The 19,885-nt window shown below is 36.2% G+C and carries 21 protein-coding genes, 2 tRNA genes and 1 pseudogene; 3 read left to right on the forward strand and 21 right to left on the reverse strand.

Annotated features, from left to right (window positions below; translation table 11 throughout):
- Positions 1-71: 71 nt before the first annotated feature.
- The 5 genes from lonB to Q9B79_RS11540 all read right to left on the reverse strand — a co-directional run bounded on the left by lonB (position 72) and on the right by Q9B79_RS11540 (position 6,406).
- A complete protein-coding gene (gene lonB, locus Q9B79_RS11520; RefSeq protein ID WP_306184812.1) occupies positions 72-1,742 on the reverse strand; it encodes an ATP-dependent protease LonB in 1,671 nt (556 codons plus the stop codon).
- A 106-nt stretch (positions 1,743-1,848) separates the two neighbouring features.
- The gene (gene clpX, locus Q9B79_RS11525; RefSeq protein WP_000472282.1) at positions 1,849-3,108 is read right to left on the reverse strand and encodes an ATP-dependent protease ATP-binding subunit ClpX; all 1,260 of its coding nucleotides are present in this window, start codon (positions 3,106-3,108) and stop codon (positions 1,849-1,851) included.
- A gap of 264 nt (positions 3,109-3,372) precedes the next feature.
- Positions 3,373-4,650 carry a trigger factor gene (tig, locus tag Q9B79_RS11530; RefSeq protein ID WP_306184208.1) on the reverse strand — a complete coding sequence of 426 codons (1,278 nt, stop codon included), beginning with the start codon at positions 4,648-4,650 and terminating at the stop codon, positions 3,373-3,375.
- Positions 4,651-4,960: 310 nt separating this feature from the next.
- The gene (locus Q9B79_RS11535) at positions 4,961-5,959 is read right to left on the reverse strand and encodes a hypothetical protein (RefSeq protein WP_306184210.1); all 999 of its coding nucleotides are present in this window, start codon (positions 5,957-5,959) and stop codon (positions 4,961-4,963) included.
- A 198-nt stretch (positions 5,960-6,157) separates the two neighbouring features.
- On the reverse strand, positions 6,158-6,406 hold the full coding sequence (locus Q9B79_RS11540) for a hypothetical protein (RefSeq protein WP_002094402.1): 249 nt from the start codon (positions 6,404-6,406) through the stop codon (positions 6,158-6,160).
- Between the two features lie 494 nt (positions 6,407-6,900).
- Between Q9B79_RS11540 and Q9B79_RS11545 the strand changes: the two genes are divergently transcribed.
- A complete protein-coding gene (locus Q9B79_RS11545) occupies positions 6,901-7,515 on the forward strand; it encodes a PH domain-containing protein (protein WP_306184215.1) in 615 nt (204 codons plus the stop codon).
- A gap of 94 nt (positions 7,516-7,609) precedes the next feature.
- Here Q9B79_RS11545 and Q9B79_RS11550 read toward each other — a convergent pair whose 3' ends face one another.
- Positions 7,610-7,810, reverse strand: a complete 201-nt coding sequence (locus Q9B79_RS11550; RefSeq protein WP_306184218.1) for a cytoplasmic protein — start codon at positions 7,808-7,810, stop codon at positions 7,610-7,612.
- Positions 7,811-8,441: 631 nt separating this feature from the next.
- Here Q9B79_RS11550 and Q9B79_RS11555 point away from each other — a divergent pair.
- Positions 8,442-8,588 (forward strand): hypothetical protein, encoded by a 147-nt coding sequence (locus Q9B79_RS11555; RefSeq protein ID WP_306184224.1) that lies wholly within the window; start codon positions 8,442-8,444, stop codon positions 8,586-8,588.
- A gap of 71 nt (positions 8,589-8,659) precedes the next feature.
- Here Q9B79_RS11555 and Q9B79_RS11560 read toward each other — a convergent pair whose 3' ends face one another.
- The 12 genes and pseudogenes from Q9B79_RS11560 to Q9B79_RS11615 all read right to left on the reverse strand — a co-directional run bounded on the left by Q9B79_RS11560 (position 8,660) and on the right by Q9B79_RS11615 (position 16,752).
- Entirely contained in the window at positions 8,660-8,827 is a 168-nt protein-coding gene (locus Q9B79_RS11560) for a hypothetical protein (protein WP_306184228.1), read from the reverse strand.
- Positions 8,827-9,462 (reverse strand): hypothetical protein, encoded by a 636-nt coding sequence (locus Q9B79_RS11565; RefSeq protein WP_306184236.1) that lies wholly within the window; start codon positions 9,460-9,462, stop codon positions 8,827-8,829. The genes Q9B79_RS11560 and Q9B79_RS11565 overlap by 1 nt, the downstream gene beginning before the upstream one ends.
- A 285-nt stretch (positions 9,463-9,747) precedes the next feature.
- Positions 9,748-9,954 (reverse strand): hypothetical protein, encoded by a 207-nt coding sequence (locus tag Q9B79_RS11570; protein ID WP_001006388.1) that lies wholly within the window; start codon positions 9,952-9,954, stop codon positions 9,748-9,750.
- A gap of 30 nt (positions 9,955-9,984) precedes the next feature.
- A pseudogene (locus Q9B79_RS11575) lies at positions 9,985-10,867 on the reverse strand (tyrosine-type recombinase/integrase).
- Positions 10,868-10,966: 99 nt separating this feature from the next.
- Positions 10,967-11,040, reverse strand: a tRNA-Arg gene (locus tag Q9B79_RS11580).
- Position 11,041: 1 nt separating this feature from the next.
- Positions 11,042-11,115, reverse strand: a tRNA-Gly gene (locus Q9B79_RS11585).
- Positions 11,116-11,224: 109 nt separating this feature from the next.
- Complete coding sequence (locus tag Q9B79_RS11590) at positions 11,225-11,728, reverse strand: metallophosphoesterase (protein ID WP_306184249.1); 504 nt, start codon at positions 11,726-11,728, stop codon at positions 11,225-11,227.
- Positions 11,729-11,741: 13 nt separating this feature from the next.
- Positions 11,742-12,350 carry an XTP/dITP diphosphatase gene (locus tag Q9B79_RS11595; RefSeq protein ID WP_306184256.1) on the reverse strand — a complete coding sequence of 203 codons (609 nt, stop codon included), beginning with the start codon at positions 12,348-12,350 and terminating at the stop codon, positions 11,742-11,744.
- Positions 12,351-12,361: 11 nt separating this feature from the next.
- A complete protein-coding gene (gene rph, locus Q9B79_RS11600) occupies positions 12,362-13,099 on the reverse strand; it encodes a ribonuclease PH (protein ID WP_001261765.1) in 738 nt (245 codons plus the stop codon).
- Positions 13,100-13,227: 128 nt separating this feature from the next.
- Positions 13,228-14,277, reverse strand: a complete 1,050-nt coding sequence (gene gerM / locus Q9B79_RS11605) for a spore germination protein GerM (RefSeq protein ID WP_306184269.1) — start codon at positions 14,275-14,277, stop codon at positions 13,228-13,230.
- Positions 14,278-14,407: 130 nt separating this feature from the next.
- On the reverse strand, positions 14,408-15,217 hold the full coding sequence (racE, locus tag Q9B79_RS11610; RefSeq protein WP_000774000.1) for a glutamate racemase: 810 nt from the start codon (positions 15,215-15,217) through the stop codon (positions 14,408-14,410).
- A gap of 209 nt (positions 15,218-15,426) precedes the next feature.
- Complete coding sequence (locus tag Q9B79_RS11615; protein ID WP_306184281.1) at positions 15,427-16,752, reverse strand: MFS transporter; 1,326 nt, start codon at positions 16,750-16,752, stop codon at positions 15,427-15,429.
- 360 nt (positions 16,753-17,112) lie between these two features.
- Between Q9B79_RS11615 and Q9B79_RS11620 the strand changes: the two genes are divergently transcribed.
- Positions 17,113-17,796, forward strand: coding sequence for a type 1 glutamine amidotransferase domain-containing protein (locus Q9B79_RS11620; RefSeq protein WP_098669463.1), 684 nt, complete (start codon positions 17,113-17,115; stop codon positions 17,794-17,796).
- A 49-nt stretch (positions 17,797-17,845) separates the two neighbouring features.
- Here Q9B79_RS11620 and Q9B79_RS11625 read toward each other — a convergent pair whose 3' ends face one another.
- The 3 genes from Q9B79_RS11625 to Q9B79_RS11635 all read right to left on the reverse strand — a co-directional run bounded on the left by Q9B79_RS11625 (position 17,846) and on the right by Q9B79_RS11635 (position 19,745).
- Positions 17,846-18,484, reverse strand: coding sequence for a TetR/AcrR family transcriptional regulator (locus Q9B79_RS11625; protein WP_098669462.1), 639 nt, complete (start codon positions 18,482-18,484; stop codon positions 17,846-17,848).
- 155 nt (positions 18,485-18,639) lie between these two features.
- Complete coding sequence (locus tag Q9B79_RS11630) at positions 18,640-19,302, reverse strand: type 1 glutamine amidotransferase domain-containing protein (protein ID WP_306184297.1); 663 nt, start codon at positions 19,300-19,302, stop codon at positions 18,640-18,642.
- Between the two features lie 155 nt (positions 19,303-19,457).
- Entirely contained in the window at positions 19,458-19,745 is a 288-nt protein-coding gene (locus Q9B79_RS11635; protein ID WP_306184305.1) for a hypothetical protein, read from the reverse strand.
- Between the last annotated feature and the right edge of the window lie 140 nt (positions 19,746-19,885).

Below are 19,885 nucleotides of genomic sequence, written 5' to 3' on the forward strand. Positions count from 1 at the left end.
AAAAGGAAAAAAGACTCCGCTTAAGCATACAAACTTAAACGAAGTCTGGCAAATTTTATTATCGTACATTCTCACATTGATTGTGCATCATTTTCATCCGCATTAGTATGTATATCAAGCTCTCGATGCATATTCTCCTGCATAAATGTTAGCTCAAATACTTCTTTTAACTTACGAACAGGAATGATTTCAATTCCTTTTATTGTGTATAAAAATGGTTGCATGTTTTCAGCAGGAATGATAACTTTCTTAGCTCCCGCCTTTTTCGCAGCTTTTATTTTCGCATACACACCACCAATAGGTTTCACTTCCCCGTGTATACTAATCTCACCAGTCATCGCTACTTCATTATTCACATACGTACGATGCACTGCTGAATACACCCCTGTTGCCATCGCAATACCTGCCGAAGGTCCATCAATCGGTATACCACCTGGAAAATTAATATGTATATCGTACCCTTCTGGCAATACATCTAGAGAGCGAAGTACTGTTAATACATTATCTACAGAACCTTTCGCCATACTTTTACGGCGAATTGATTTCGTTTGACTACCAATACTTTCCTCTTCAACAATTCCGGTAACATTTACCGATCCTTTATCTTTCGCCTTGATTGCTGTTACTTCAATTTCTAATAATGCACCTGTATTTGGTCCATATACAGCAAGTCCATTTACAAGACCGATTCTCGGAATAGGATAAATACGCTTTTCGTACTTCGGTGTAAGTTGACTAGAGTGAACAACCCACTCTATATCTTCATCTTTAATGAATGGGCGTCCTTCATTTATTGCCATTCCAGCAGAAATTTGTACAAGATTAATCGCTTCTCGTCCATTTCTCGCATACATCCCAATCATTTCAATACCATTTTCACCGATTTGCATTTCCACTTTGTCAGCTGCATTCTTCGCTACTTTTTGAATTTCTTCTGTATCTAACTCACGAAAGAACACTTCTAAACAGCGCGACCGAATAGCAGGAGGAATTTCCTCTGGCGAACGTGTCGTCGCCCCAACTAAGCGAAAATCGGCTGGTAAACCTTTTTGAAAAATGTCATGTATATACGTTGGAATCATCGTATTCTCTTCACTGTAGTATGCACTTTCCAAAAACACTTTCCGATCTTCTAGCACCTTTAACATTTTGTTCATTTGAATCGGATGTAGTTCACCTATCTCATCAATAAACAAAATACCACCATGTGCATCTGTTACCGCACCTTTTTTCGGTTGCGGAATACCCGCTTGCCCCATCGCACCAGCACCTTGATAAATTGGATCATGTACAGAACCGATTAAAGGGTCTGCAATACCACGTTCATCAAACCTTGCTGTCGTCGCATCCAGTTCAATAAATGTTGCATTTGTGCGAAATGGAGATTTTGGATTTCGTTTCGCTTCTTCTAATACAAGACGTGCTGCCGCTGTCTTTCCGACACCTGGCGGACCATATATAATCACATGTTGCGGGTTCGGACCACAAAGAGCCGCTTTTAACGACTTAATCCCGTCCTCTTGCCCTACAATATCTAAAAAGGATGTAGGACGTACCTTTTCCGCAAGCGGCTCTGTTAAAGAAATCTCGCGCATTTTACGAAGCTGTTCTAATTCTTTTTTTGATTCTCGATCAATTGAAACTTTTTGTGTTCGCTGATTTCGAAGTAAATGCCAAAAATACAATCCGACAATTACACCAAAAACAAGTTGAACAAGTAAAAATATATTTGTCCAGCTCATCATTTATTTCCTCCCGCAATGTTTTATCTCTTAGTATTTCCGCGGAGGAACATAGCTAAACATAAAGAAAAACAGCAATTATAAAAATTGCTGTTTCTCCTTCGCATTATGCAGATGTTTTTGTATCAAGTACAGTACCGTCTTGTAACACCAATTTTGGTGCTGCATTATCAGCTACTGTTTCTTTTGTAAGAATACACTTCTCGATATCTTTGCGAGATGGTAGCTCGAACATTACCTCAAGCATTAAGCCTTCAATAATAGAACGAAGTCCACGAGCACCTGTTTTACGTTCAATTGCTTTTTTCGCAATTTCAATTAGTGCGCCTTCTTCAAACTCTAACTCAACATCGTCAAGCTCCAATAGTTTTTGGAATTGCTTAACAAGTGCATTTTTCGGTTTCGTTAAAATATCAACAAGAGCATCTTCATCAAGCGGCTCTAGGTTCGCAATAACTGGAAGACGACCGATAAACTCTGGAATTAAACCAAATCTTAAAAGGTCCTCTGGTAATACGTGAGATAAAACATGCTTCTCATTTACATCAGCATTTTTCTTCTCAGAACCAAATCCAATTACTTTTTCACCAAGACGACGTTTAATAATTGGCTCGATGCCATCAAACGCTCCACCACAGATGAATAAGATATTCGTTGTATCAATTTGAATAAACTCTTGGTGCGGATGCTTACGACCACCTTGAGGTGGAACACTTGCTACAGTACCTTCTAAAATTTTCAGAAGTGCCTGCTGCACACCTTCACCAGATACATCACGTGTAATTGATGGATTTTCGGACTTACGTGCCACTTTATCAATCTCATCAATATAAATGATTCCTTTTTCCGCTTTCTCTACATCATAATCAGCTGCTTGGATTAATTTTAGTAAGATGTTTTCTACATCTTCCCCAACATATCCAGCTTCAGTTAAAGATGTTGCGTCCGCGATTGCAAATGGAACATTTAAAATACGCGCTAACGTTTGTGCCAGTAATGTTTTACCACTACCTGTTGGCCCGATAAGTGCGATATTACTCTTCGCTAATTCTACATCATCAATTTTGCTGTTAGAATTAATGCGTTTGTAATGGTTATATACCGCTACCGCTAGTGCTTTCTTCGCGTTATCTTGTCCGATGACATACTCATCTAAGATTTCACGAATTTCTACCGGTTTCGGTACATCTTTGAATTCTACTTCTTCGTCTTTCGCAAGCTCCTCTTGTACAATTTCAGTACAAAGTTCGATACACTCGTCACAAATGTAAACACCTGGACCTGCAACTAACTTTCGAACTTGCGTTTGTGTTTTACCACAAAAAGAACATTTTAATTGCCCTTTTTCATCATTAAATTTAAACATATTTTCACACCCCTTACAAAGTGCTAACCTCTTGCCTTCGTATGTACACGATAAATGTATCGTATGTAAATACATATTATGTCACTACGTGGCGAGAAATACAAATAATATGACTAGTTATGTACAAATAAAAAGTTTTTAAAACTTTTGAAATATGTATATTCGACTCATTAAGGAAGTTTTCCTTCTTCATCGAAAAGTTTTATAAATATATTTCTATATTTATAAAACAAGGCACGATTAAAATCGTGCCTTGTTATTTTATTATGCAGCGTTTTCTACTAAGAAATCTACAGCTTTACGCACTTTAAGATCTTCAGCTAAAGCGTCTACGCTTCCAAGAGCTTGCTTGATAGCGTCTACTGGCATACCGTACATTTCAGCCATTTTTTCAACTTCTGCAGTTACTTCTTCTTCAGTAACTTCGATGTTTTCAGCTTCAATGATAGCTTCAAGAACAAGGTTGATTCGTACGCGTTTTTGAGCGTCTTCTTTCATTTGCTCTTTTAACTTGTCAGCGTCAGTACCTGTGAATTGGTAGTAAAGCTCAAGGTTCATACCTTGTTGGCTTAAACGTTGCTCGAATTCACGAACCATACGATCTAACTCAGTGTCGATCATAGCTTCTGGAATGTCGATTTCAGCGTTAGCAGCAGCTAATTCTACTACTTCGTCACGTACTTTGTGCTCAGCTTCATGCTTTTTGCCTTCTTCTAAGTTTGTACGAAGTTTTGCTTTTAATTCATCAAGAGTTGCAACCGCTTCGTCTGCTTCTTTAGCGAACTCGTCGTTTAACTCAGGAAGTTCTTTTGTTTTGATTTCGTGAACTGTTACTTTGAATGTTGCTGGTTTGCCAGCTAATTCAGCAGCGTGGTACTCTTCTGGGAATGATACTTCAACGTCTTTAGACTCACCAGATTTAAGACCAATTACTTGCTCTTCGAAACCTGGGATGAATGTACCAGAACCGATTGCTAGAGAGTAGTTTTCGCCTTTTCCGCCTTCAAATGCTTCGCCATCAACGAAACCTTCGAAGTCGATTACAGCTGTATCACCGTTTTCAACAGTTCCTTCTTCTTTAACAACTAGCTCAGCTTGACGCTCTTGTAAAGATTTTAATTCGTTCTCTACATCTTCGTCAGTTACAGTTGTTTCAACTTTTTCTACTGCTAAACCTTTGTAGTCACCTAATTTAACTTCAGGTTTCACTGTAACTTTTGCAGTGAAGATAAGGTTAGCATTTTTTTCGAACTTCTCGATGTCGATTTCAGGATGAGCAACTGGGAAGATACCAGCTTCATCGATCGCTTCACCGTATGCTTTTGGTAAGATGATATCTAAAGCATCTTGGTATAAAGATTCGATACCAAAGCGTTGTTCGAATAACGGACGAGGCATTTTTCCTTTACGGAAACCTGGTACGTTGATTGTTTTTACTACTTTTTTGAACGCAGCGTCGATAGAGTTGTTTACTTCTTTAGCATCAACTTCGATTGTTAAAACGCCTACGTTACCTTCTAATTTTTCCCATTTTGCAGCCATTTATTCTTTCCCTCCAACTATAATAATGTATGCACATACCTCTATAGATTAAGATCTTCATTATCTCTTTTTTTGAAATAACAAAAGTACAAATAATCCTCTAGCAAAAGCTTTCAGATATAATGTTCCAATCTACTAATTGCCTAAAAGACAACTACGGTATATTTTGTTCGAGAATAATATGAAACATATTAAGTAAGAGAATTACACTTCTCTTCTCTTACAAACAGGCAGATTTCTGCCTTTTGCAACCCTTACATTATAACATAGAATATGCTCGTTTCAAGAACCGAACGATTCTTTTTCATAATTATACGGGCAAATATCCTTCTCTTTCAACACGTAATAACCATTGATAGGCAATATGAAACTCTTCTAATTCAATATTATACGCTGTCATAAGCTCTTCTTCATCAATAGTCAATCCGAAACGCTTTCTTCCAATTCTCTCTAAAACAGCAGCCCAAATCTCCACTTTATCCATTAATAGAGCAAACGGGAAAATGCTAATTTGCAATTCTTTCCAATATGTAACCATCGCATCAAATATATCAGGATAATTTTGCTCTAATCGACTCGATAATGTATGTATAATGTTATCGGATTGCTCCTCATTATGACCTGTAAATGCCGGAATTACCTTGATCGTATTCCCAAACTTTTCTACCTCTATTTCTTCTTCTATTTGATTTTCTATCATTTTATACAAAATAGAAGTTTTTAAATAAGGGTGCTGTTTTTCGTCTATTAAAAATTTCTTTAAAATAGGTAATGCAAGATCCAAGTCTTTTAACGAAAGTTGCTGAATCGCTCTTAGCTTTTGTCCAAAGTTTTCTCCAAACATTTCATTAGTAAACTCATCTAATTCAAAATTTGAATCGACTAGTGACGTATCTACTTCACTTAACATACCTTCTGCAAATAAAGCGAGCTGCGCTAACTTTTCTTTTTGCTCAGGCATTACATCTTTCGTTTGCAAAACTTTTTCAACGGTTTCAATGACACCTTCATAATCATTTGTTTGAACTAAAATCGTCACATATGTTTCAAGAATATCACCAAATAATACAGCTCCCGTTTCAAGTAACTGTTCACATTTGTCTTTCGCTTCTTCCATATGTTTTAATTCCAACAAACAAATAACCGAAGCGAGTTCCGTTTGTTCCGTTTCTGCATTATACTGACGTAATATTTCAAAGCAGCGCAATGCATCTTCGAATTTCCGCTCTTTCAGCGCTAAAAAACCTTCATCAATATATCGCTCTGATAGCTGCGGAAACAATACGACCGTATTTTCTTTTTTATCCATACGTCCGCCTCTTTTTCTAGATTTTAATTATCTTTAAAGTAAATATATCAAATGCGTAATGAGAACACAACATCCCAAAACCCTTTGTTTGAAATGTATAAATATTTAATTTTTACATTTCAATACAAGCAAATCCCTACTCAAAATTAAAAATATGCAAATAAAAAACCCTCAGCAATTTAAACAGAGGATTCATCATCAATGGAAAGCGTTTATAATAGTGGGGTATATAACAAGGGTAATAATTTGGAGAACAATAATTGCCATAACAATCATGCTAAAATAGAAGATTGGTTTACTTCGCTTCATTAAGAACATAATAATAAGCATCGTACAAGCAAACAAACTTAAGAAGAACAAACTCGTTGTCGAACTAAGTATACCACTTGGGACAAAGAACAATAACACTACACTACAAGTACCTATAATTCCAAATAACCATTCCATTCATTCACTCATTCCCTTTCCCTCTCATGGCAGTTTTTTTACTAAGCGATTAAATGTTTTACAACATCAACTACATATGTTAATTTCTCATACGCTACAAATCCAAAAGCAACCGTTAAACCCGTTACGATTAATCCCTTCATCATCTCTTCCTCCTCGTTTTATCGTTGTTACCTTCATTATAGTTGATTAGCAATTTGTTACCATCGAACTACCTTACAGTTACCTTACAGAATTGTAAGATTTCAAAAAGGATAGAAAAACACCTCATATTACTTGAGGTGACATCACGGGATTTCTCTATAATCACTTGCAAAATGAACTTTTCTCTCTTGGTTATTTTTCGGCGAGTACATTCTTAAACTAATAGATTTACTAAATATTCGTTACTTTCCCTAACTTACCTTCAAATATTTTTAATTATAAGAAAACACTTTATTGAAATCGTGTTACTATATTTTTGTACAATTAAGAATTTAAAAGGGGGATTATGTATGTTTAAAAAAATGGCTGCAGATGTATTAGGACTAAGTGATGTAGGATCTGTCATCACACCGAAAGATTACGATAAAGTTGATGCTGATGATTATGTGATGCATGAAGATGGGGAAAAAATTTATTTTCTAATCAAATCAAAATCAGATGAATATTGTTTCACAAACAAAGGATTAATCCACCTAGATGGCACAAGTGCGACAAGTAAAAAACGTACACTACGCCGCTTTAGCTATAGTAAATATCAAATTAAAAACGTAGCGCTTGAAACTGCAGGAACGATTGATTTAGATGTAGAAATTAAGTTCCAAATGGGCGATGAGTACTATTCAATTGATGTCCATAAAAAACATATTGAAGAATTAAAAGATTTATATAAAGCTTTACTTAAAATAGAAGAAATCTCATACGACAACGATATTACATTGCAGTATGCACATAAAAGTTTAGATATGGCTTCTAACGCTTTTAGCCGTATTTCAAATGCACAAGTAAATTTAGCAGAGCAGTTTAAAGAAATGAACGAAATCGCTTTTAACTGGCTCGTTGATACGAAGAAACAATATAACGTGAAAGATTATGGTTTTGTGTTTGAGAAATTTATTAATAACTAATTTAAAATAAACACAAAACCTTGTTATCAAAAAATAACAAGGTTTTGTTAGCGTCCCAGGAGAGATTCGAACACTCAGCCCGCCCATTTCCGTACTATTTTATATATTTTGATCGCAGTCTTAATATATCTTCTCCTTCACGAATGCCTGCCGATCCCTTCCTCACATTTTTTACGATAGTCCAATCTGGGTTAGTCTCATCACCGATGTTCTGTACTGTAAAGTTGCCATCACCATATTTCCGGTGACCTTCTGCCAATTTCTCCGTTAAATCATTCTCATTAGATCTCGCCATCTTTGCGCCATCTCCCTTTTTTATACTACCTTCTTAAACCGTCTAACCAATCACAGGTCCAGTCAATTGGAGATTCTCGTTTTCCGCTTCTATTAATTGTAACACACTGTCAGGGATAAGTTCCGATAACGGCTGCTCAATCGTACTAGAATAGTAAAAAGTTTTATAACATTCCATGTGAAAAATTAGGAAAATACGAATATGGATTTAAGTTCCACCATAAGCCTATTGATTTTTTAAATTAAATAAGAGGAATAGGGCGCATAAATGGTGCTCTTTTTAATGCACCTTAATCTATTACATATACTCATTATCATATATCCCGTTATAATATTTTTAAACTTCTTGCACATACATCAATTTGTAGACAAACAAAAAACCTTGTTATCAAAAGATAACAAGGTTTTTTTAGCGTCCCAGGAGAGATTCGAACTCCCGAACCAATCTATAAAACTTGCGTCATAATAGCCTATACATTTCAGAAATTGAAACATTCCAGTTTTCGGTCAAGTGATCTTTTAAAAAAATCTTACCTTATTATATAAACTACCGTCAAGGTAAAACTTTTTCAAGTCCATTCTCCATTCTAGATGATAAAATCCATAATATAAGCCCAAAGGAGTGATCCAATATGAATAAAAAAAGGAAAGATGTAACTATAAAGGTAACTACAAAGGGAACTTTTAACGGTCAAGCTATGGCTGAACAGATTGCAAATATAGTAAAACGAGACCTCTCAGGCGGTAAAACAGGCAAATCAGAATCTAAGAAGACTTGAAAGACTAATATTTCAGGTGATAACAAAGAATAAAGTCTTTCGAGTCTTCTTTATAAATGTTTTACCTTAAATTAATGTACGGATTCCTTATGAGCTTCCTTCTCTTCTTCATAAACACCTTCGATTAATCCTTCAGTGTATGATGACATCTCGGAGAATGCGTCATCACTCATTAGACCATCTATATGTAGCTCCATTATTTGAGATTGTGCTTCTAGTAACCTTTCTAATGAATGCATTATTTATTCACTCCTGTTTTCCATTCAGATTTTGTAATGATTCCGTCAAGATTATATGTAATTTCTAATTGGTCATAGCCGTTCCTGTATATGTGCTTTGTATTCGTCCCATTCGGCTCTGTAGTATCTGTCCATGGAAGGTGACTATCGTCAATCTCGCGAAAGCTTGTTCCTTCCTGAGCAACACTCAACATATCTTTGGAAGCCCATCTTTCTAGCTTCGGCTTGATTAATTTTTTATACTCCGCCTGAGCTGATTCAGACCCTAAGGCATTCAGAGCTTTATGAGCCTTTTGCTCTCTAGCCTTGTATTGGGACTCTTTCAGTTTCTTTAAACGTTCATCTACTTGCACGATTTCTTCAGTTTTTCCCTCTTCAAGTTCAGGCTCATTAGACGCCTTCAGGGTTTTCAACTCAGATTTAAGACTAACATTCTCGTCATGCGCTTCCTGATAGACCTCCTCGGCAAGCTTCCATTTATCTTCCCACTCTTTAATTTCATTTTTAAGGGTTTTTCTATCTAAATTCTGAATGATATTCATTGAGAATAATATACCGATTGCGCCAATAGCAATTTTACGTCCTAAAGGCATTTTCTTTTTAGTCTCGCCTGATTCAATTTTATCTAGTTTCATTTGTCAATTCCTCCAATTTGTGCGTTTAAACCAATTAAGTCAATCAGTTACTTTTAGTATATATGTATGTACATCACATGACCTAACTTGTAAGTTTATACGCCAAGTGCTACAATGTAAACCTTTGCGTACATTAAACTGATGAATCCAGTTGATACGATTAGACCTCGTTTGATTTCTGTTTTCGGCATTAATGTATTGCTCCTTCCTAGCTCGGTGACTGGTACTCACTGGGCTGTTTTATTTAATTGTAATTTCCGAAATTGCCTAAGAAAGAAAAAGGTTTTACCCTTTAAACCTTCTATCCTCTGAAATTAAAGCTTCCCCATTTAGAGCCATCTTGACTAACTTGTGTAGCTCTTCCTCGCTTACTATCTTAGTTACTCCTTTAAGAGCACTATAGAAACGGTAAACTTTTTGAGCCTCCTTAATGTCTTTCAGGTTCAACTCTTCTTGGATTCGTTCGTAAAACTTCTGAGTAGTTTCATTCATGAAATCACCTCTGTTTCTCTCTTACAAGGACTACTTTACATGATTTCGGAAATTAATTTGAAAAGTTTTCCCTTCTATATCTAAATGCAAATATCTTGTTGTAACGGCTAGATCACTATGACCAAGAGCCTTAGAGATTAGAGCTATATTTGCTCCCTTCATTGTTATTTGTCGGACTCGTAGCGATCGGCCCTCCATTTTTCGTAATGAATAAGTAATCATTCTTTACATTGCACTCTTTCCTGATAATGTCGTTTTGCTTCATAAGAGCACCTAAGACTCTAGCAAGAATATTCTCAAAGGGTAAATGTATTGATTCATGATTCTTAATAATTCCACCGTCAATACGTAGAACTTTATTTTCTAAGTTCACATGTTTATGCTCTAATTGAGACAACGTCCCAACTCGTACCCCTGTCTGATACATAAGCAATATGGATGCAGCATCCCTCAATTCTATGAAGCGAGTTAAATCTAACATAGAAAGCAAAAGATTAATTTCCCTATCCGTTGCACCCTCTTTCACAGGGTTATCAACCTTTATTTTGACACTCTTCCAAAAGTTAAACTCAATCCAACCATTATCGAAGCAACGTCCTAGAAACGCCTTGAGGCACTTCAAACGAGTTAATTTAGTTTGATTACTAACATTCATGGATGAAAGCCACAAATAGATGTGCTCAACGGTCAACTCTTGGAGAAACTGAGCACCCGTCACACTCATAAAATGACCAACATGTAACTCATAGTCGCTAATAGTACGGTCACGCAAGCCCGTTGCTCTCATTTGACGTATCACCGTAGAAAGAGCCTTCTCAATAGAAAGTCCCTTCACCTGTTTCCTTTCCAGCTTCCTGTCAAAAACATTTGATAAATCTTCACTAACCGTTAAAGAATCACGCCTTTTAGACATAAAAAAATAAGCCTCCTAACTCGATGTTGACCGCACACTGTACGTTTCAACTTTCGAATTAAAAGACTTATTTGACGGGGTTTACTACCCGATTGTTAGCGTCCCAGGAGAGATTCGAACTCCCGACCGTACGCTTAGAAGGCGTATGCTCTATCCGGCTGAGCTACTGGGACATGGAGCGGGTGAAGAGAATCGAACTCTCGACCAGAGCTTGGAAGGCTCTTGTTTTACCACTAAACTACACCCGCATATGTTATTTTATTTTCATTCGTTAGCGCCGTTTCCCTATCGACAATATTTATTATATGTATAACCATACATAAAGTCAACACCTTTTTTAAAAGAGGATAATTTTTCTTATCCTCTTTTAAAAACTGCTTGTTCAACTAGCTGTCCGTCTAATGTTTCAAAACGAACTTCCATTTGATTTTCATCCATTTCTAATAAAGCAAATGTCTTTTCTACACGCTGACGCGGTAATAAAATGCTACCTGGATTAATAAATAAAACGCCGTCAATTAATTCCGCACCTAATACGTGAGAGTGTCCGAAGCATGCAACTTGCGCCCCTACCTCTTCTGCACGGTACGCTAATGTTTGCAATGTCATTTTCACGTTATGACGATGTCCGTGCACAACTACAAAACGAATGCCTTCTACATCAGTTACAATTTCATCTTGAAAGTTAGCATAATCACAATTCCCTTTTACAACATGGAAACCTTGCAGCTCTTCATGAGCAGGCGTTAGCTCCGAATCACCGCAATGAATCATGATATCTACTTTCCCTTCATATTTCTCTTTTAACTGCTGTAATTCCTTCACAGAGCTATGACTATCGCTTACGATTAAAGCTTTCATCAATCTCTCTCCCTTATTCTCCTAAAAACCATTCAGGGATTTTTTCTTCTAATTTACGAAGAGCACGTCCGCGGTGGCTAATGGCATTTTTCTCATCTGAGGTTAGTTCCGCCATCGCTTTTTTATATTCTTCCACATAAAAAATCGGATCATATCCAAAGCCGTTTTCTCCGCGGCGCTGTTCTAAAATATATCCTTCGCACGTCCCGTTTACAATGACAGGCTTTTTATCACCTTCAGGGAAAGCCACTGCTAATGCACAGTAGAAGCGAGCTTTACGCTTATTAAACGGTATTTCATTTAATTCTTGTAAAACTTTATCGATATTCGCTTGATCATCTTTTGGCTCTCCAGCAAAACGAGCTGAATACACGCCTGGCTTTCCATTTAAAGCATCTACAATAAGACCTGAATCATCCGCAATTACGATTGCATTCAACTGTTTGCTCAGACTATCCGCTTTTAAAATCGCATTTTCTTCAAATGTTTCACCAGTTTCTTCGACTTCTTCAATATGAGGAAAATCGTGTAATGATTTTACTTCTAAATCAAATCGCTCAAATAACTCGGCAAATTCACGTACTTTCCCCATATTTTTTGTCGCTACAACAACTTGTTTCATACTTTCCACCTCTACTCTATATGAGATACGATGTCGCCTAACGCTTCTTTTTGCATGTCAATCAGTTGGAAAATACCTTGTTCTGCAGCATCAAGTAATTCATTTAACTGTGCTCTGCTAAACGTCGCTTCTTCTCCAGTTCCTTGCACTTCAACAAACTGACCTTTTCCAGTCATAATTACGTTCATATCAACGTCTGCTTTAGAATCTTCTGCATAGTTTAAATCTAAAACAACACCTTGTTCTTCAACAATTCCTACTGACGTTGCTGCTAAATAATCTTTTACTGGAATTTTAGATACTTTTTCTGCTTGTAATAACTTCTCAAACGCTAATACCATTGCTACATATGCACCTGTAATAGAAGCTGTTCTCGTTCCACCATCCGCTTGAATAACATCACAATCAATCCAAACCGTTCTCTCACCAAGTGCTTCTAAGTCAACTACCGCACGTAATGCTCGTCCAATTAAACGTTGGATTTCCATTGTACGTCCTGTTACTTTCCCTTTACTTGACTCCCTAATTGTACGTTGTTCTGTCGCACGTGGAATCATCGCGTATTCAGCTGTTACCCAGCCCTTTCCTTCTCCACGCATAAAAGGCGGGACACGCTCTTCAATTGTCGCTGAGCAAATTACCTTTGTATCCCCAACCTCAATTAATACTGATCCTTCTGGATGTTTTAAATAATTCGTATGAATATGTATATGGCGTAATTCTGTTTTCTCTCTACCATCTACTCGCATAAAAATAACCTCCTCATAACTACTTGTTAGTATAGCCAAATTTAAATGTATGATATGTATACAATAAAAGAAGGGGAACCCAAAAAGCAATTCCCCTTTCTTACTTAAGTATATCAAATTATTGGCGATTAAAAACTACCTGTATTCACGTTTTCTGGACGATCTACAGGTTTTATTAACTTTCCGCCCTTTTCGTCTATAAGATTTGCTTTACCATTTACTTCAATAGAAACGCTTTTCACGCCTTTCTTTTCAGTTAAAGATAAAACTAACGACTTCAATACGTAATTTGAAACCATATTTTTATCTGGGTTTATAAATATATTTTCGTTAAAGTTTAATGTAAGATTTCCATCTTGTAATTTCGGATTCGTAATAAGCTTAACTCCTGGATTAAAATCATTCAGAAGCGATTGATGAATCGGTCCTTTTACGAGCTCATCTACAATTGCTGCATAATCATTTTCTTTTCCTTCTACAACGCGGCGTGTTACTGGTACGTAGTATTGCTGTTTATTATTATTTTGCGCCATAAAATACAGCGTTACTGGTTTTGTATTTGTTACATCTGCTACTTGTTCATCATCGAAGTTGATACCGTTCGCACGGCTCACACCTTCCCCAAGCGGTGTACCACCAACAGGCATCTTCACCAATTTCTCACCATTTATTTGGAACTGCACTTGTTTTACTTCTTTAAATTGCGTCAACGTCCACGCTATTGACTCAACGATTTGACGCTCTTCTTCTTTTGCATAGTTTTTCATTTCTTTAGAGAAATCAATGACTGCCGTCCCATCTTTTTTCAAATCTAGGGTCATCGATGTATTCGCTGGAATGACTGCACGGAACCCATTCGGTAATAAATTCGTTACCGGCCCATCTTTCACAAGGTACTCTAACGTTTGCTGAATAACCTCATTTGCTTTTGGAGTAGGTATAGCTAACGTTTGCGGTACAACATAGCCATTTTTATCAACAAGGTATAGTTCTCTATTCACCATTTGTCCTTGCTTATCTTTCTTAGATACTTCTTTCTTGCCACCCTCTGTATACGTAACTTGTTTTGGCGGATCAATTTGTTCCGTTGCTTTCTCCTGATTTATAAAGCCACACCCTGTTAGTAAAACAGCACTCACAGTAGCACCAACAACCCATTTAAAAGTGGATTTAGGCATGCCATTCCCCCCTAAAATCTAAGTTTGTACTATTATGTATACGAGCTGTTTCATGTTTTAGAACAAGCTGTACTTCTTACAAACAAAAAACTCCTGATTTCTCAGGAGTTCACTTATATGAGTACTACTATTATTCTTTTTCTAAATGAATATGTTTCACATTTTCAATCGGTTGACCGAACCATTTTGATGCAATTTCTTTAAATAGACCTATTTTTCCTGTTGTTAAGAAGAGATGATCACTTTGTTCCTCTCCCTCATTCAACATTTTACTATGGTATAAAATCGTACTTACTTCACGCGCTGTTTCATCACCTGAACTAATGAGTTGTACTTTATCTCCCATTACTTTTTTAATAACAGGACCTAAAATCGGATAATGTGTACAACCTAAAATAAGTGTATCAATATCAGTATTTTTCAGCGGTTGCAACGTTTCTCTTACAACTTCATATGCCATTTCACTTTCAAAATTGCCACTCTCTACAAGTTCAACGAAAGGCGGACACGCTAAACTTTCTACCATAACACGGTTATTAATAGACTTTAACGCCTCTTCGTATGCACCACTTTTCACCGTTCCAATTGTTCCAATAATCCCAACATGATACGTATTTGTCACTTTTAAAGCTGTACGTGATCCTGGGTGAATAACTCCTACCACTGGAATTGGTAATTGTTTCTGCATCTCTTCTAATACAACCGCAGTTGCTGTATTACACGCAATAACTAACATTTTGATATTTAAATCTAGTAAATGCTCCGTCATTTCCCACGTAAATTGACGCACTTCTTCTCGAGAACGCGGACCATAAGGGCAACGTGCTGTATCCCCTAAATATATAATGCGCTCTTTCGGCAACTGACGAATTAATTCCTTCGCTACTGTTAAACCACCAACTCCTGAATCGATAACACCGATTGCTCTATTCAACTTCATCACCCGTTTTCTCATTCATCATCTTATTTTATCATTATATTTTACACACTTTAAGTTTGCTCACTTAAACTGCTTCTGTATGAAAATTTTCATTTGTACCTGTATAGACTAGGACTTTTTTATTTTGCTCCTTTTTTTCATAATTTGCAAGACAGAAAAATAACCGACCTTCTATATGAAAGTCGGTTTCTTCTATATAAAGCACGTATTTATTGCTCCATCTTTTTTTGGAAAGAAGACATTCCAATTAATAAGAAGAAATGAGCAGAAATTAACATGGCGATTAAAATAAAATTCAAACGATAACTATTTGTAGATTCCATAATTTTGCTCGCTACAGCTGGTCCAAATGCCATACCGAAAAAGTTAATTAAATTATATAAACCAAGACCGACTCCAACTTTAGCTACATGTAATGTTTTCGGTATAAATGTGTTCAATGATACTTGAATGGCAGAATAACTCATAAACGTTAAAATAATCGCTAATACAATAACGACTATACTTCCATTCGGAATAAAGCCTAAAATTAAAAAGCCAACAATCATGATGACAGACGCCACATTAATCATATTCACATTTCCAAACGAAGGGACGATCTTTCCAGTAAGAAAACTAGATACAATACCAAAGAGTGATGCAACAAACAGTTCAATTCCGATAACGAATGGAGACAATCCATGCTCTCTCCCTAACAATAATGGCAATAATAATAAACTAGCACATAGCGCCACATTCATTATAAATCCGACCGCTATTAAACGAAGAAATGGTTTATTTGTAAACAACTCAATATCAATAAATGGATGCTCCGTGTTCTTCATACGAACCGTGAATAAAAATAAGAAAACAACCGATAACACAAATAGCCAACTATTAATATTTACTCCTAATAAAACAGTCGTAATGAATGCAAATAATAACGCCGCTCCGGTGTAATCAAAATGAAACGCTTCGTCCGTATGGCGCACTTCTTCTGGCATAAATTTTATAAGCAAGAAAATCCCCACTACTGAAATAACCATAAATAAAAATAAATATGGCCACCCTAATGTATTTGTAATAGCGCCGCCAACTAAAGGACCGATACCTATCGCTAATGCAATAGAAGAACTAATCATAGCTAACGCACCAGGCTTCTTAGCAGGAACAACTAACTTTGCCACTGCAATCATACTAAGCGCAATAAATGCCGCGCCCCCACTCGCCTGCACTAATCTTGCAAGAATGGTAATCGCATAAGATTGATTCATAAATCCAATAATAGAACCTGCTACAAATATGATAATTGAAATAATCAATAGTTTTTTTACGCTATAACGATCAGCCAGCTTCCCATATATCATCGAACCAATACCGACAACTAAAGAATAACCTACTACAACCCAACTTACCTTCGATTGGCTAATGGATAAATCACGAGCCATATCCTCTAACGCTACATTAAATAAAACTGCATTCATCGGTCCTAATAAAACGATAAAACACAATGTGAAAACAAACCATTTTGAATGGTTGCTTATATCTTTCCCCATGTGTAACACCTCTCCTAATTGTAGTAACAAATAAAGTTGTTCCGCGCCTCTATCACTACTAAACAACTTCATCAAATGTATACATTTGTCGCGCGACAAATTGAATCTGAAACGAAACATGTACGTTGTTCGATATTCATGGAACTATCATAGTTTCAGCATTACAGTTTGTCAACGAAAAATATACAAAGTAAACCATTTTAGTGTTTTTAGTTTACTTTGTTCAAAAATTGTTATACACTAATTTCGAATCCGATATAAGGAGGACTGACATGATTATTCAAATTTGCAATTTCTAACTTAATAAAGCCAAATAAATAAAAAACTTTTATATAGAAGAAACATTACAGGAGGATCATGATGAAGAAAAAAATGTTAGTCGTATTAACGAGCGTAGAAAAATATCCAAATTTAAATCGAGCTACTGGTCTTTGGCTTGGTGAAGCTGTCCATTTCGTTAAAAAAGTTGAAGAAGCTGGTTACGAAGTAGATTATGTTAGCCCACAAGGCGGCTATACACCGATTGATCCGCATAGTTTAGCAATGGCGGAGAGCATCGATTGGGAATGGTATCAAAAGAAAGAATTTATGAATCGTCTCGGTTCTACAATGAAACCGAGTGAGGTGAATCCAGAAGACTATGCTGTTATTTATTACGCAGGTGGTCACGGTGTGATTTGGGACTTCCCTGAAAATAAAGAACTCCAAATGATTAGCCGTAACATTTATGAAAATGGCGGAATTGTTTCCTCTGTTTGTCACGGAGCTGCTGGTTTATTTCATATCACGTTAAGTAATGGGGAACGTTTAATTAGCGGTAAAAAAGTAACAGGATTCTCAAATGAAGAGGAAAAACTAGCTGAATTAGATCAATTCGTTCCATTTTTAACAGAAGATGAACTTATTAAAAATGGAGGACTTTACGAAAAAGCTGCGCAACCTTGGGAAGCTTACGCTGTAGAAGATAATCGTGTTATAACCGGCCAAAACCCAGCTTCAGGTGGTCCAGTAGCTGAATTAGTATTACAACACGTAAACAAATAACAAGTAATAAAAAAGCAGGTTTTCCATTACTATAGGAAAACCTGCTTTTTTACGAAATCATTTGCAAAATAGCAATAACTTCTTTTTCAATTTCCGAATCATCAATTGCATCTATATACTCTGGTTTAAACAGTTGATACTTCTTTAGTTGATAAAAATCAAGTATCGCTTTCTTTAACGTAATATCGTACTGAATACAAAAAGAATGATCTATAATACGTCTTAACATCACATCATCTTGCACCATAAATAATTGTGCGTTCATTTTATTAAAGTAGCCTTGTTCCATACCTGCTTCAAAAAACATTTGCAAATTATGATTACGATTTTGTTGTGCAGCGACTAACTGATCAGATAAGCGCGGATATGCCTCTTTCAAATCTTGTAAAAAGACATCTGAAATATACGTCACACATTTTAAAGAATGAATAAACGTCTTTTGGAAACGTTCTGTAAAAGACATACTTTCATCTTGATTATCCGCATCTCCTTCAAGAAGGTAGTTTATAAAATCTTCTACCACAGCTTCAATAATCTCATCTTTTGAAGAAAAACGTTTATATAAAGTAGCTTTACTAATATCCATATACTTCGCAATTTCATCTATTTTCAATTGACTAAAACTCGTTTTTCTAATAACGGGCTTTATTTTATTAATATAAGTGTTTGCACATGCAACTTTTCTCATTAAAAGAGCCTCCCCTTTTGTCCATACAAAATAGTATAGCAAATTCACAATTAATTATAAATGAAGTCACTATACGCAATATATCTTTTTAGTTTAAAAGTCATTTACACTATAGAAAAAATGCCCGCTACCTTTATGAGTAACGAGCACTTTTTCTATAATTTATTGACAGCTTTTCTTATAGCTTTCCCTATTTCCATACTAGACTGCGGGTTATGCCCTGTAATTAAACGCCCATCTACTACGACATGTAGCGTGAATTTTGGAGCAACATAAAACAAAGCCTCTTCTTCTTTCAATTTACTTTCTAACAAAAACGGCACTCGCTTTTCTAAATGTACAGCTTTTTCCTCATCATTCGTATAACCTGTTATACGCTTACCGGCAACAAAAAACGAGCCATCTTTATTTTCCACACCGACTAAAGAGCTTACGCCGTGACAAACAGCTGCTACAATCCTGTTATTGTTGTACATATTCTCAATCAAATTTACAACATATGAATTACCTGGAAAATCTACAATCGCCCCGTGCCCACCACCAAACAAAACCGCATCATAATCTGAAAAATGAACCGTTGAGATCGGCTTCGTATTTTGCAACAAAGAAGCAACATGCTTAAACTCACGAGGTATCCCGTTCGGAATAGAAACTCTATCAATAGGTACTTTACCGCCCTGTATCGACACAATATCAACATCGAACTTAGCCTTTTTAAATACATGATAAGGAGCTGCGAGCTCTTCCAGCCACAAACCAGTCGGGTGTCCATTCATATCATGAGCACTTGTTGAAACTAACAATATCCTTTTCAACATATCCCCTCCTTACTACCTATTTATGTATAGAGTGTTCTTATCATTCATACAGTAAGCGGAAAAAACGAGAACAATAAGCGGACCTTTTTTATAAAAGTCAGCTTGTTGTTCTCGTTTGAATTCTTTCGTACAAAGATGTTTACAACCTGATAACTTTATCTCCAACGCCATGCAATCGTGTTATCCTCCATACGAATAGCAGGTATATCAATCCCTAAATGCCGCTGATTGTCCTCATCAAAAATAGACCAATTTTCTTCATATAAAAAGTCAGGGTCTATGCTTTCAAAATCAAATACACTATCTTCATCTACCATCTCACGAAAATATTTTTGGAGCGGTTTACTATTCTCGTATAGATGAATTGTTCCATACATCCATGGCATGTCTCCAAAAACATCTGTAATTTCACCTATCTCCATATCCTTAAAATACAACTTCATACTTGCACCTTCTTATTTGTGAATGACAAAGATACCTACCCTAAATACCTCGTCATGCTCTAAAGTAGTTATTTTTTAACGTTTCTTTCTTAAACATATCTTCCCTCTCAAAGTCTGAGATACCTTTTTTAAGTTCAAAA

Origin of the sequence: Bacillus sp. MHSD_36 (genome assembly GCF_030757775.1) — a bacterium.
GTDB lineage: Bacteria > Bacillota > Bacilli > Bacillales > Bacillaceae_G > Bacillus_A.

Excerpts from the sequence above, each read along its gene's own strand:
- Q9B79_RS11545 (WP_306184215.1), top strand. The coding sequence starts at position 6,901 with ATGTTTAAAAAAATGGCTGCAGATGTATTAGGACTAAGTGATGTAGGA.
- Q9B79_RS11595 (WP_306184256.1), bottom strand. The coding sequence starts at position 12,350 with ATGAAACAAGTTGTTGTAGCGACAAAAAATATGGGGAAAGTACGTGAA.
- clpX (WP_000472282.1), bottom strand. The coding sequence starts at position 3,108 with ATGTTTAAATTTAATGATGAAAAAGGGCAATTAAAATGTTCTTTTTGT.
- Q9B79_RS11540 (WP_002094402.1), bottom strand. The coding sequence starts at position 6,406 with ATGGAATGGTTATTTGGAATTATAGGTACTTGTAGTGTAGTGTTATTG.
- Q9B79_RS11560 (WP_306184228.1), bottom strand. The coding sequence starts at position 8,827 with ATGCATTCATTAGAAAGGTTACTAGAAGCACAATCTCAAATAATGGAG.
- tig (WP_306184208.1), bottom strand. The coding sequence starts at position 4,650 with ATGGCTGCAAAATGGGAAAAATTAGAAGGTAACGTAGGCGTTTTAACA.
- Q9B79_RS11620 (WP_098669463.1), top strand. The coding sequence starts at position 17,113 with ATGAAGAAAAAAATGTTAGTCGTATTAACGAGCGTAGAAAAATATCCA.
- Q9B79_RS11590 (WP_306184249.1), bottom strand. The coding sequence starts at position 11,728 with ATGAAAGCTTTAATCGTAAGCGATAGTCATAGCTCTGTGAAGGAATTA.
- Q9B79_RS11635 (WP_306184305.1), bottom strand. The coding sequence starts at position 19,745 with ATGAAGTTGTATTTTAAGGATATGGAGATAGGTGAAATTACAGATGTT.
- Q9B79_RS11565 (WP_306184236.1), bottom strand. The coding sequence starts at position 9,462 with ATGAAACTAGATAAAATTGAATCAGGCGAGACTAAAAAGAAAATGCCT.
- Q9B79_RS11555 (WP_306184224.1), top strand. The coding sequence starts at position 8,442 with ATGAATAAAAAAAGGAAAGATGTAACTATAAAGGTAACTACAAAGGGA.
- Q9B79_RS11630 (WP_306184297.1), bottom strand. The coding sequence starts at position 19,302 with ATGTTGAAAAGGATATTGTTAGTTTCAACAAGTGCTCATGATATGAAT.
- Q9B79_RS11615 (WP_306184281.1), bottom strand. The coding sequence starts at position 16,752 with ATGGGGAAAGATATAAGCAACCATTCAAAATGGTTTGTTTTCACATTG.
- Q9B79_RS11625 (WP_098669462.1), bottom strand. The coding sequence starts at position 18,484 with ATGAGAAAAGTTGCATGTGCAAACACTTATATTAATAAAATAAAGCCC.
- Q9B79_RS11570 (WP_001006388.1), bottom strand. The coding sequence starts at position 9,954 with ATGAATGAAACTACTCAGAAGTTTTACGAACGAATCCAAGAAGAGTTG.
- Q9B79_RS11550 (WP_306184218.1), bottom strand. The coding sequence starts at position 7,810 with ATGGCGAGATCTAATGAGAATGATTTAACGGAGAAATTGGCAGAAGGT.
- lonB (WP_306184812.1), bottom strand. The coding sequence starts at position 1,742 with ATGAGCTGGACAAATATATTTTTACTTGTTCAACTTGTTTTTGGTGTA.
- racE (WP_000774000.1), bottom strand. The coding sequence starts at position 15,217 with ATGAAGTTGAATAGAGCAATCGGTGTTATCGATTCAGGAGTTGGTGGT.
- gerM (WP_306184269.1), bottom strand. The coding sequence starts at position 14,277 with ATGCCTAAATCCACTTTTAAATGGGTTGTTGGTGCTACTGTGAGTGCT.
- rph (WP_001261765.1), bottom strand. The coding sequence starts at position 13,099 with ATGCGAGTAGATGGTAGAGAGAAAACAGAATTACGCCATATACATATT.
- Q9B79_RS11535 (WP_306184210.1), bottom strand. The coding sequence starts at position 5,959 with ATGGATAAAAAAGAAAATACGGTCGTATTGTTTCCGCAGCTATCAGAG.